The following is an 11,777-nucleotide window of genomic DNA, read 5'->3' as shown; positions in this document are numbered from 1 at the left end:
ACCCCAACCCGAGCGCACGGAAACCCATCCGGCAAGATCACCCCATGCGCACCGACCCGACCCCGCACCTCACCACCCACTTCGGCCTCACCGACCGCACCGCCCTGATCACCGGCGGAAGCTCCGGCATCGGAAAGGCCATCGCCACCGCCCTGGCACGGGCGGGAGCAAGGGTCGTCCTGATGGCCCGCGGGGCCGATGCGCTCAAGGAGACGGTCGGCGCCCTGCGCGAAGAGGGCCTGGAGGCAAGCTCCGTCATCGCCGACGTCGGCGACCGCGACGCCCTGCGCGCGGCCGCCGAGGAAGCGGTGCGCCCGTACGGCGAACCGGACATCCTGGTCACCTCCGCGGGCATCAACCTCCGTCCCCCACTGGACGACCTGACGACCGCCGACTGGGACACGACGATGGCCGTCAACCTCGACGCCCCGTTCCTCCTGGGCCAGCGCTTCGGCCCGAAGATGGCCGAACGCGGCTGGGGCCGGATCATCCACCTCGCGTCCCAGCAGTCCCTGCGCGCGTTCGGCAACAGCGGCGCGTACGGAGTCTCCAAGGCCGCGATCTGCGCCCTCACCCGTTCCCAGGCCGAGGCCTGGTCCCGTAACGGCGTCTGCGTCAACGCACTTGGCCCCGGCTTCGTCGAAACCCCGCTCACCGAGGCGGTGTTCACCGACCCGGCCCGCGTCGAAGCGATGGCGAACCGCACGATGATGGGCCGCAACGGCACCCCTGAGGACTTCGCGGGACCGGCCCTGTTCCTCGCGAGCGACGCCGCCCGCTACATGACCGGCCAGACGCTGTTCGTGGACGGCGGCTTCTCGGCGACGTAAGGGCGGCTTCTCGGCCACCTCACCCCGAAACCCCAGCGCCGACGGCGCCGCTACTGGGCCCCGTTGAAGTGCTCCCGCACCAGCGAGTTCACCACCGCGAGGTCCTGCGCCACGAGCGCGTCCAGGAGCGCCGTGTGCTCCGCCGCGTCGGCGATCAGGTCGGCGCGGCGGACGTGCACCGGACCGGTGGCGAGCGGCCACTGGGAGCGGCGGTGCAGGTCGTCGGCGACCATGACCAGCTGCTGGTTGCCGGACAGGGTGAGGATCGCGCCGTGGAAGGCGCGGTCCGCGTCGACGTACGCGGCGATGTCCCCGCGCGCCGCCGCCGTCACGGTCGCCTCGGCGAGCGGCCGCAGCGCGGCCCACTGCCCGGCCGGCACGGTGCGCGCGAGGCGCAGCATCACCGGGACCTCCAACAGCGAGCGGATCTCGATCAGTTCGGCCAGCTCGCGGGCGCTGCGCTCGGCCACGCGGAAGCCGCGGTTGGGCACGACTTCGACGGCGCCCTCGTGGGCGAGCTGCTGCATGGCCTCGCGTACGGGAGTGGCGGACACCCCGAAGCGGGCCGCGAGCACGGGCGCCGAGTACACCTCGCCGGGCTCCAGATCACCGCCGACGAGGGCGGCACGCAGGGCTTCGAGGATCTGGCCCCGTACGGAATGACGCTGGACGGGGATCGGCGCCGCCGGCTCGCTGTGCGTGTGCTCACCGCGGACCTGTTCGCCCCGGACCTGCTCACCGCCGCCTAGCGAGCCGCCGCCTTGCGCGCCACGAGCCTGCTCGCGGGTCATCTGGGCGGGGATGTGCGCCACGGCCGGGTACGCCGGCCCGGCGACGCCTCGTGTGCGCGCCTGCTCCACGTGGGTCACCTCCCGCGCCATCCTGTCCACCGGGCCGCTCGGCCCACGTAAGAAGATAGGCATTCGGTGCGCCCCTGTCGAAAAGCCCTGCACCTCGGCCCGCGGGCGTCCCTGACCCGCACAGACCACCCGCAGTTCAAACATCGAATCCACAGGGTAAGGTAAGGCTTACCTGCTAACGATCGCGATTCGGTGGTCCCCCGCATGTCCCTTGACGCCGCTCTGCCAGGCGCCGTACGCGCAGCCCCGTCGGCTGTCGCGGATGCGTACGCGCGCCTGACCGAGGTGTTCGGGGGGCTCGTGGTGCACGAACTCGGCGACGGTGAGCAGGCCCCGCAGGGCGGTGGCTGGGTCGCAGCCGCCCGGCTCGCGGAAGGCGGGGCCGCTCTCGACGCCTTTCTTGCCTGGGACGACGCCCAGGTGCTCCGGGACTACGGGCAGCAGGCCCGCCCGGACGTCATCGCCAGCTTCGGCCTGCACCGCTACGCCTGGCCGGCCTGTCTGCTGATCACCGTCCCGTGGTTCCTCAGGCGCCGGGTGCCGCGCGTGCCCGTGGCGAACGTCACCTTCCAGCGCACGCTCGGAAAGATGGCCGTACGGATCGAGGAGTTCGCCTGCCTGCCGGGTGATCCACTGGCCGCTTCGCCGGGTGCACGGGTCGTGCCCGACGAAGCGGCGCTGATGGCGGAGGTCCGCGCGGCGGTCGCCGAGCACCTGGGTCCGGTGCTCGAAGGCTTCGGACCGCGGATGCGGCGGGGGCCGCGCGCGCTGTGGGGCATGGCGACCGATGAGATCGTCGAGGGCCTCTGGTACATCGCGCATCTCCTCGGCGAGGAGCGCCGCGCGATGGCCGAGCTGGAGGAGCTGCTCCCCGGCACCACGAAGCCGTACGTGGGGACGCCGGCGTTCCGTGAGCTCACCGGACCGAACGGCGAATCGCTGCCGACGCGGGACCGCGCGAGCTGCTGCCTCTTCTACACGCTGCGCCCCGACGACACCTGTGTGACGTGCCCGCGTACGTGCGATGCCGAACGGATCGTCAAGCTGAGCGCAAGCAACTCCCGCTGAACCACCCGATCGAGTGGGACTGCTCGAACGCACCTCGCCCTGCCAGTACGGCAGTTCGACCAGAAACCACCCATCCGTAGCCCCTCCGACCCCCTTGGCGTTCTCTTGCCCGGAAACGCCCGTGAGCCCCTCCGCTTCTGCGCCAGGATGTCGGCGAAACGCCGTCAGTGCAGACGCAAGGGACCCAGATGAGAATGACCGACATATCGCTGGACTGGCTGCTTCCCGGCGGGGTGCTGCTGCTCGGCATGCTGGTGGCGGTCGCGGTGCTCACGCGCGGCAAGCGGGCCGGCGCGAAGGCCGCCGCGGCGGAGCAGGACTCCTGGGAGCGCAGCGAGGAGCGGCGCCGACGCAAGGAGGCCATCTACGGATCGGCCTCGTACCTTCTCCTTTTCTGCTGTGCCGCCGTCGCGGCCGCACTCTCCTTTCACGGCCTGGTCGGCTTCGGCCGGCAGAACCTCAACCTGTCCGGCGGCTGGGAGTACTTGGTCCCCTTCGGCCTCGACGGTGCGGCGATGTTCTGCTCGGTCCTCGCGGTGCGCGAGGCCAGCCACGGCGACGCGGCGCTCGGTTCGCGCCTGCTCGTGTGGACCTTCGCGGGCGCCGCTGCCTGGTTCAACTGGGTGCACGCGCCCCGGGGGTTGGGTCACGCGGGCGCGCCGCAGTTCTTCGCGGGGATGTCGCTGAGCGCGGCGGTGCTCTTCGACCGTGCGCTCAAGCAGACCCGCCGGGCCGCACTGCGCGAGCAGGGCCTGGTGCCGCGTCCGCTGCCGCAGATCCGTATCGTGCGCTGGCTGCGTGCGCCGCGGGAGACCTTCGGCGCTTGGTCGCTGATGCTGCTCGAAGGCGTACGGACCCTGGACGAGGCGGTCGAAGAGGTACGCGAGGACCGCAAGGACAAGGAGCAGAACCGGCTGCGCAGGCGCGAGCACGACCGGATGGAGCGCGCCCGTCTCAAGGCCGTGAGCCGGGGCCACGCCATCAACGGCGGCCGCCGTACGGGCAATCGGCTCGAGGTCGAGGCGGTCGCGCCGGGCGCCGGCAGTCCGCAGTCCGTCGGGGAGCCTGCCATAGCGAGTGCGGAGCAACTGCCCGTACGCACCCGGCCCTCCCTGCAGGCCGTGACCGCCACTGACGGTCCGGTCCCCGTCGACCTCACCGCGGAGGACGACACCCAGACGCTTCCACGACTGGACTCCCTCGAGCAGAAGCTCAAGGATCTGGAGCAGCAATTCGGCTGAGCGTCACAACAGTCGGGGGCGCCCCCTCGGGGCGCCCCCACATCGCGCGGCGGTCCGGTCCTGCGTCACGTCAGGCCGGGCCGCTGTCGAGTTCGAACCACACCACCTTTCCCGATCCGTACGGGCGGACACCCCAGGCGTCCGCCAGGGACTGGACGAGCAGCAGACCCCTGCCGTTGGTGCGCGTACCGTCGTCGGCGTGCGGTACCCGCGCCCTGGGCCTGCGGTCCGTGTAGTCCCGCACCTCGACCCGTAGCCGCTCGGGCTCGAGGGTCGCGGTGAGGACCGCGTCGTACTCCGTGTGCACCAGTGCGTTGGTGACTATCTCGCTGGTCAGCAGCTCCGCCACTTCCGAGCGTCCGGGCTTGCCCCACTGTGCGAGCAACTCCCTGAGCGCGCGGCGCACTTCGGGCACCGCCCGCAGATCGGAGCGTCCGAGTCTGCACCTGAGAGATGCCTTCTCCCCCTGCGCCGTGGCACTGCCGGCCGACCACTGCCTTGCCTGCCCTGTCATGACCCCGCCCCGTGCGCCGATGGCTGCTCCCCTTCTGCGTCCTTGCTCGTACTCGCTCACGTGCTTCCGGTGGCCCTGCTCCCTCGAACAGGTTCACGGGATGCATTCCCGCCCATCCCGGGCACCACGCATGTCGATTCCTCAACTAAGCGCAGGGCGCGGCGTATCGGGGCCTTCGGGCGGGAAGCGGGGAACATCAGGAGCAGCGCGTGTGAGCCGACCGGCAATCGAACAGGAGCCGTGATGCACGACGACCGAAAGCTGGTGCAAGGGCGTCTGGAACGTGCCCTGCGCCAGTTCATCCGCCCCGCCCAGTACGGGGAGCGGGTGCCTCTCTCCCTCTCCGTATGGCATGCGCCGGGCGAGCCGGTGCCGGTGGGCGAGGCCCTGGAGGCCGCCTATGCCCCCTTTGCGGCGGGGACCGCATGGGGCAGTCCCTGGTCCACCAGCTGGTTCCGCCTGGAAGGCGCCGTACCGGCGAAGTGGGCGGGCCGGCATGTGGAGGTGGTCGTCGACCCGGGGTTCAGCGGGGACGGTCCCGGGTTCCAGGCCGAGGGGATGCTGTACGACGCGACCGGTGTACCGCTCAAGGGAATTCACCCGCACAACCGGCATCTGACCGTCGCGGAGCGCGCGGAGGGCGGCGAGGGGGTGCAACTGCTGTTCGAGGCGGCCGCGAACCCGGCCGTCCTGCGCGACTTCACACCCACGCACCTGGGCGACATCCTGACCGCAGGGGATCGGCCCATCTACAGATTCGCGTCTGCCGACCTCGCCGTACTGAACGTGGACGTATGGCAGTTGGTCCTCGACATCGAGGTGCTCTCGGAGCTGATGCGGGAGCTGCCGGCCGACCGGCCCAGGCACCACGAGATCCTGCGCGCCCTGGAGGACATGCTGGACGCGCTCGATCTGCATGACGTACCGGGCACGGCCGCCGCCGCGCGGACCGCGCTCTCCGGCGAACTCGCCAAACCCGCCGCCGCCAGCGCCCACCGCATCTCGGCGACCGGCCACGCGCACATCGACTCGGCCTGGCTGTGGCCGCTGCGCGAGACGGTGCGCAAGGCGTCGCGCACCTTCGCCAATGTCACCGCGCTCGCCCGCGACTATCCCGAGCTGATCTTCTCCTGCTCGCAGGCGCAGCAGTACGCCTGGGTCAAGGAGCACCAGCCGCACATCTGGGAGCGCATCAAGAAGGCGGTCGCGGACGGCAATTGGGCGCCCGTCGGCTCGATGTGGGTGGAGTCGGACGCGAACATGCCGGGCGGTGAGGCGCTCGCCCGGCAGATCGTGCACGGCAAACGGTTCTTCCAGGAGGAGCTCGGCGTCGAGACCGAGGAGATCTGGCTGCCGGACTCCTTCGGCTACACCGCGGCCTTCCCGCAGCTGGCGAAGCTCGCGGGCGTGCGCTGGTTCCTCACGCAGAAGCTGTCCTGGAACCAGACGAACAAGATGCCGCACCACACGTTCTGGTGGGAGGGCATCGACGGCACCCGGGTCTTCACGCACTTCCCGCCGGTGGACACGTACAACTCGCAGTTCCTCGGCAGCGAACTGGCGCACGCGGAGAAGAACTTCGCCGACAAGGGCCGCGCCTCACGCTCCCTCGTCCCCTTCGGCTGGGGCGACGGCGGCGGCGGTCCCACCCGCGAGATGCTGGAGCGGGCCCGCCGGCTGCGTTCGCTCGAGGGCTCTCCGCGGGTCGAGATCGAGAAGCCGTCCGCGTTCTTCCAGGCAGCCGAGGAGGAGTACGCGGAGGCCGCCCCGGTCTGGTCGGGTGAGCTGTACCTGGAGTTCCACCGGGCCACGTACACCACCCAGGCCAAGACGAAGCAGGGCAACCGACGCAGCGAACACCGGCTGCGGGAGACCGAGTTGTGGTGCACGGCGGCAGCGCTGCGATCAAGTGAGTACGTCTATCCGTACGACGCCCTTGACCGCCTGTGGAAGACGGTCCTGCTCCACCAGTTCCACGACATCCTGCCGGGCTCGTCGATCGCCTGGGTGCACCGCGAGGCACGGGAGACCTATGGACAGGTCCTCGCCGAACTCGACGCGCTCACCGCCGAGGCGGTGCGCCACCTCGGCGGCCCGGCCGGACCGTCCGTGCTCAACTCGTCGCCGTACGCCCGAAGCGAGGTCGTCGAGACCCCGGAAGGACCGGTGCACGTCAACGTCCAGGGTCTGGCCACCAAGAGCCTCGCCGTGGCCGCCGCCCACACCCGGGACTCGGCGCTCACGGCGCAGGAGACGGACGAGGGCATCCTGCTCGCGAACGAGCATCTGGCCGTGACGGTCGACGCCGACGGACTCCTCACGTCCGTACGGGACCTGGACGCCGGCCGTGAGGTCCTCGCGCCCGGCACCCGCGGCAACCTGCTCCAGCTGCACCCCGACCACCCCAACGAGTACGACGCCTGGGACATCGACAAGCACTACCGGCGCAAGCACACCGACCTCACGGCCGCCGAGTCGGTGGAGCTGGTGGAGGTGAACGCGCTGCGGGCCGTCGTGCGGGTGGTGCGGGCCTTCGGCTCCTCCCGTATCACCCAGGAGATCCGTCTCACGACCGGCAGCCGGCGGCTCGACATCGTCACCGACGTGGACTGGCAGGAGTCCGAGAAGGTGCTCAAGGCGGCCTTCCCGCTGGACGTCCAGGCCGAAAGGTCGGCGGCGGAGATCCAGTTCGGGCATGTGCACCGGCCCACGCACGCCAACACCGGCTGGGACGCGGCCCGTTTCGAGATCTGCGCGCACCGCTGGCTGCGGGTGGCGGAGGAGGGCTACGGCGTCGCTCTGCTGAACGACTCCACGTACGGCCATGACGTCACCCGCACCCCGCACGAGGACGGCCTGGGGACCACGGTCCGCCTCACGCTCCTGAGGGCCCCGCACTCCCCCGACCCCGAGACGGATCTGGGCACGCACCGGTTCACGTACGCACTCCTTGTGGGCGCCTCGACCGGGGACGCGGTGGCCGAGGGCCTCGCGCTCAATCTGCCGCTGCGGGTGGCGGACGCGCCGGCCGTGGCACCGCTGATCACGGTGGACGACCCGGCGGTCACCATCGAGGCGGTGAAGCTCGCCGAGGACCGCAGCGGCGATGTCGTCGTACGGCTCTACGAGTCGCGCGGCGGCCGGGCCAGGGCCCGGCTCACGGCCTCGTTCCCGGTGGCGCGGGCGGAGATGACGGACCTGCTCGAACGGCCGGTGGGCGCGGCGGAGACGGACGCGACGGGGCTCACGCTGTCGCTGCGCCCGTTCCAGATCGTGACGCTGCGGCTGCGGCCCGCCTGAGCCCGGACGCCCCTGTGCCCGGTCCCACGGGAGCTGTGGGACCGGGCACAGGAAGGGGTGACGCGCGGGCTGGTTAGAGGATGCCCAGGTCCAGGTCGAGACCCAGGTCCAGGTCCAGGATCGCGTCCAGGTCGATGCCCAGGTCCACGTCGAGGCCAAGGGCGACGTCGAGACCGAGCGCGGCGACCAGGTCGACGTCGACGACGGAGCCGACCGCGAGGTCGAGGACCACGTCGAGGTCGGCGTCGACCACGGTGTCCGTGTCGACCTCGATGCACGCGCCGATCCGGGTGCCGAGGTCCGCCAGGACCGAGGCGTTGAGCGCGATGCCGTCCTCGGCCAGGTACAGCGTGGCCTTGCTGGACTGGTCGTGCAGCTGGGCGTACACCTCGTCCGACTTGACGAGCGAGCCGAGCCTGACGAGCGAGCCGACGCCGACCTTGGCGCCCACCTTGGCGGTGATCAGACCGGTACGGATGTCGACCGCGACGTCGGAGACGACGACCTTCTTGCCGCCCTTGCGCAGCTCGACGCCGCCCTGGAGCAGGACCTTGCCGCCGACGATCTTCTTGTTCTTGTGCGTCAGGACGCTGTTCTTGCCGACCTTGAGCGACACCTCGCCGTCGACGGCGGCAGCACCGCCGACGCCTACGGCCACGATGCCGTGGGCTTCGAGGTCGAGAAGGTCCTCCAGGTCGAGGGAGAGACCCGCACCGACGAGCACGGTGTTGGGGCCCGGCGCGACGACCGAGGCGGCCGGGGCACGGTCGGGGGTGGCGGCCATGGCGGCCGGGGCGGCGATGCCGGAGATGAGGAGGGCTGCGACGGCGACAGCGGAGACACGGCGGTAGGCGGTCATGAGTGGCACGGGCCTTTCTGTGGAGAAAGTGTGACGATCACTCAATGACACTTTCCGCGCCGATCGCCGGACTCGGCCGCCCTGCCGCCTAGTCCACTCGTACGGCCCACCGACACGCCCCGCATGATCTCGACACGCCGCAGGGCCGCGCCCTCACATATCAAGGCCTGGGCACATTGCGCAGGTTGGAGCGGGCCATCTGGAGCATCCGGCCCACCCCTCCGTCCAGCACGATCTTGCTGGCGGAGAGCGCGAAGCCCGTCACCATGTCGGCGCTGATCTTCGGCGGGATGGAGAGCGCGTTGGGGTCGGTGACCACGTCGACGAGCGCGGGGCCCTTGTGCTTGAAGGCGTCCTTGAGCGCGCCCGCGAGCTGCTTCGGCTTCTCCACCCGCACGCCGTAGGCGCCGCAGGCACGGGCGACGGCGGCGAAGTCGGGGTTCTTGTTGCCGGTGCCGAAGGAGGGCAGGCCTGCCACGAGCATCTCCAACTCGACCATGCCGAGCGAGGAGTTGTTGAAGAGGACGACCTTCACGGGCAGGTCGTACTGGACGAGCGTGAGGAAGTCGCCCATCAGCATGGAGAATCCGCCGTCGCCGGACATCGAGACAACCTGACGGTTGCGGTCGGTGAACTGCGCGCCGATCGCGTGCGGCAGCGCGTTGGCCATCGAACCGTGCGAGAAGGAACCGATGATGCGGCGGCGGCCGTTGGGGCTGATGTAGCGCGCGGCCCAGACGTTGCACATTCCGGTGTCCACGGTGAACACGGCGTCGTCGTCGGCCAGTTCGTCGAGGACCGAGGCCACGTACTCGGGGTGGATCGGGACGTGCTTCTCGACCTTGCGGGTGTACGCCTTGACCACGCCTTCGAGGGCGTCGGCGTGCTTCTTGAGCATCTTGTCGAGGAACTTGCGGTCGTTCTTCGGCCGCACCCTCGGCGTCAGACAGCGCAGCGTCTCCAACACATCGCCCCATACGGCGAGGTCGAGGCGGGAGCGGCGGCCGAGGTGTTCGGGGCGGATGTCGACCTGCACGATCTTCACGTCGTCCGGCAGGAAGGCGTTGTACGGGAAGTCGGTGCCGAGCAGGATAAGGAGATCGCACTCGTGCGTGGCCTCGTACGCGGCGCCGTAGCCGAGCAGACCGCTCATGCCGACGTCGTACGGGTTGTCGTACTGGATCCACTCCTTGCCGCGCAGGGCGTGTCCGACCGGGGACTTGACCTTCTCGGCGAACTCCATGACCTCGGCGTGCGCGCCGGCCGTACCGCTGCCGCAGAACAGCGTGACCTTCTCGGCCTCGTCGACCATACGGACCAGCTTCTCCAGGTCCGAGTCGCCGGGGCGGATGGAGGGGCGCGAGGTGACGAGAGAGGTCTCGGCGGCCTTCTCGGGGGCCTGTTCGTCGGCCACGTCGCCGGGCAGCGTGACCACGCTGACGCCCTGCTGGCCGACCGCGTGCTGGATCGCGGTCTGCAGCAGCCGGGGCATCTGCTTCGGGTTGGAGATCATCTCGCTGTAGTGGCTGCACTCGCGGAACAGCTGGTCGGGGTGGGTCTCCTGGAAGTACCCGAGCCCGATCTCGTGCGAGGGGATGTGCGAGGCGAGGGCGAGGACCGGGGCCATCGAGCGGTGCGCGTCGTACAGGCCGTTGATGAGGTGCAGGTTGCCCGGGCCGCAGGAGCCGGCGCACGCGGCGAGATTGCCGGTGACCTGCGCTTCGGCGGCGGCCGCGAAGGCGGCGGTCTCCTCGTGGCGGACCTGGATCCACTCGATGGCGGCGTTGCGGCGGATCGCGTCGACGACCGGGTTCAGGCTGTCGCCGACGACTCCGTACATCCTGCGGACACCTGCGCGCGTGAGGATGTCGACGAACTGCTCGGCGACGTTCTGCTTGGCCATGGGGTCTGCACTCCTCGTACTCGTATGCGGCGATACGTACGGCGGTGATCGTTGCAGCCCATGATCCGTGCATGGGGGCGGTATGTCGCCCGGTGTACCGGTCCTCAGGCCTCCCAGACGGCGGCGGCCGTGCGGTCGTCCGCGTACCCCTTGACGCGGAGCTGGATGTCGGCGAGGAAGTCGGCGAGGCCCGGGGGCTCGGTCTCGGCCCAGCGCTCCTTCAGGACGCCCGCGAGGGCGGCCTCGCCCCGCAGCGGCTCGGCGAGGCCGCCGCTGCACAGGAGCAGGGTGTCGCCCGGGCGGGCGACCGAGGCGCGGAAGCGGAAGGGCTCGCGGGGCGGGCCCTGCGGTTCGTCGTACGGGCTCGGGAGCGTGGTGATCCCGAGGTCCATGGTCAGGCGGTCGCCCTCGGGGGTCTCGGACGCGGCGGAGCCGAAGCTGAGCACGGGCTCGCCCGCGGTGTCGGCGACCTTGGGTTCGATGTCCTGCCATTCGCCGTTCCTGAGGCGGAACAGTCCGCCGCCGCCGACGCCGAAGAACACGCGGGTGCGGCATTCGGGGTCGGCGGGCAGCAGCAGGCAGCGCAGCGAGGTGGCCGCGTACTCCTCGGGTTCGAGGCCCCGCTCGGACGCGCCCGCGCGCAGCTTGCCGAGGCTGCGGTCGGTCAGCCGGTGCAGACCCGACTTGAGGTCCCCGCGGCGGGCCGTGCGGATGTCCTCGGAGAGGCGCCCGTGACTGCGGCCGACGGCTCGGCCGATCCAGTGACAGGCCTCGGCGGCGGCCAGGTGCGCACCCGGGGTCGCGCGGGCGCCGGTGGCCATGGCGACCAGGACCAGCGCACCGTCGCCGCTGCCGAAGCGGGCGGTGAGCAGCGAGTCCCTGCGCACCTCACCGCGGTAGCGCGCGGAGTCGCCGCGCACCGAGCCGGCCCGCAGGGTGTACGAGCCGTAGCGGGCGCCGTCGAGCACGGTGTCCGCGACGAGATCCGTCAGCTCGTCGGGGTCGGCGGGCGGCAGGGTGCCGGGCTCGGGGTCGTAGGTGGGCGGACCGTCGCCCACGTAGTTGGGCAGCGTCGCGGAACGCCGGACGGCCTCGGTGACATCGGCCGCACCGGCGTGCCTGGGGGCGTGGGCCGGGGCCACCGGGGCCTGGTCGCTGGGGATTTCGGCGCCGGGGGGTGCGATGAGGTCGCGGTCGTGAGG

At 70.9% G+C, this 11,777-nt stretch carries 9 protein-coding genes; 4 read left to right on the top strand and 5 right to left on the bottom strand.

Annotated elements, in window-relative coordinates:
• The first annotated feature begins 44 nt into the window (after positions 1 to 44).
• Positions 45 to 830, top strand: coding sequence for an SDR family NAD(P)-dependent oxidoreductase (locus tag G6045_RS34565; protein WP_165336157.1), 786 nt, complete (start codon positions 45 to 47; stop codon positions 828 to 830).
• A 50-nt stretch (positions 831 to 880) separates the two neighbouring features.
• Here G6045_RS34565 and G6045_RS34560 read toward each other — a convergent pair whose 3' ends face one another.
• On the bottom strand, positions 881 to 1,690 hold the full coding sequence (locus G6045_RS34560; protein WP_408056401.1) for a GntR family transcriptional regulator: 810 nt from the start codon (positions 1,688 to 1,690) through the stop codon (positions 881 to 883).
• Between the two features lie 204 nt (positions 1,691 to 1,894).
• On the opposite strand from G6045_RS34560, the gene G6045_RS34555 reads away from it, so the two are divergent.
• Together G6045_RS34555 and G6045_RS34550 are read left to right on the top strand one after the other, a co-directional pair.
• The gene (locus G6045_RS34555) at positions 1,895 to 2,758 is read left to right on the top strand and encodes a (2Fe-2S)-binding protein (RefSeq protein WP_165336156.1); all 864 of its coding nucleotides are present in this window, start codon (positions 1,895 to 1,897) and stop codon (positions 2,756 to 2,758) included.
• A 188-nt stretch (positions 2,759 to 2,946) separates the two neighbouring features.
• Positions 2,947 to 3,999 carry a DUF2637 domain-containing protein gene (locus G6045_RS34550; protein WP_165336155.1) on the top strand — a complete coding sequence of 351 codons (1,053 nt, stop codon included), beginning with the start codon at positions 2,947 to 2,949 and terminating at the stop codon, positions 3,997 to 3,999.
• Between the two features lie 70 nt (positions 4,000 to 4,069).
• On the opposite strand, the gene G6045_RS34545 is transcribed toward G6045_RS34550, so the two are convergent.
• The gene (locus tag G6045_RS34545; RefSeq protein WP_165336154.1) at positions 4,070 to 4,513 is read right to left on the bottom strand and encodes an ATP-binding protein; all 444 of its coding nucleotides are present in this window, start codon (positions 4,511 to 4,513) and stop codon (positions 4,070 to 4,072) included.
• 243 nt (positions 4,514 to 4,756) lie between these two features.
• Here G6045_RS34545 and G6045_RS34540 point away from each other — a divergent pair, with 243 nt between their 5' ends.
• Entirely contained in the window at positions 4,757 to 7,813 is a 3,057-nt protein-coding gene (locus G6045_RS34540; protein ID WP_165336153.1) for an alpha-mannosidase, read from the top strand.
• 73 nt (positions 7,814 to 7,886) lie between these two features.
• On the opposite strand, the gene G6045_RS34535 is transcribed toward G6045_RS34540, so the two are convergent.
• The 3 genes from G6045_RS34535 to G6045_RS34525 form a co-directional block, all read right to left on the bottom strand.
• Positions 7,887 to 8,681, bottom strand: a complete 795-nt coding sequence (locus tag G6045_RS34535) for a hypothetical protein (RefSeq protein ID WP_165336152.1) — start codon at positions 8,679 to 8,681, stop codon at positions 7,887 to 7,889.
• Positions 8,682 to 8,832: 151 nt separating this feature from the next.
• Entirely contained in the window at positions 8,833 to 10,575 is a 1,743-nt protein-coding gene (locus tag G6045_RS34530; RefSeq protein WP_165336151.1) for a pyruvate dehydrogenase, read from the bottom strand.
• Between the two features lie 104 nt (positions 10,576 to 10,679).
• Positions 10,680 to 11,633 carry a protein phosphatase 2C domain-containing protein gene (locus tag G6045_RS34525; protein ID WP_408056400.1) on the bottom strand — a complete coding sequence of 318 codons (954 nt, stop codon included), beginning with the start codon at positions 11,631 to 11,633 and terminating at the stop codon, positions 10,680 to 10,682.
• Positions 11,634 to 11,777 lie beyond the last annotated feature (144 nt).

It is taken from the genome of Streptomyces mesophilus, assembly GCF_011044995.1.
Lineage (GTDB): Bacteria > Actinomycetota > Actinomycetes > Streptomycetales > Streptomycetaceae > Streptomyces > Streptomyces mesophilus.
The sequence above is the reverse complement of the archived record's forward strand: the minus strand, read 5'-3'. Positions and strand labels throughout refer to the sequence as shown.

Coding starts and splice junctions, on each gene's coding strand:
- G6045_RS34565 (WP_165336157.1), top strand. CDS start 45: ATGCGCACCGACCCGACCCCGCACCTCACCACCCACTTCGGCCTCACC.
- G6045_RS34555 (WP_165336156.1), top strand. CDS start 1,895: ATGTCCCTTGACGCCGCTCTGCCAGGCGCCGTACGCGCAGCCCCGTCG.
- G6045_RS34545 (WP_165336154.1), bottom strand. CDS start 4,513: ATGACAGGGCAGGCAAGGCAGTGGTCGGCCGGCAGTGCCACGGCGCAG.
- G6045_RS34540 (WP_165336153.1), top strand. CDS start 4,757: ATGCACGACGACCGAAAGCTGGTGCAAGGGCGTCTGGAACGTGCCCTG.
- G6045_RS34550 (WP_165336155.1), top strand. CDS start 2,947: ATGAGAATGACCGACATATCGCTGGACTGGCTGCTTCCCGGCGGGGTG.
- G6045_RS34530 (WP_165336151.1), bottom strand. CDS start 10,575: ATGGCCAAGCAGAACGTCGCCGAGCAGTTCGTCGACATCCTCACGCGC.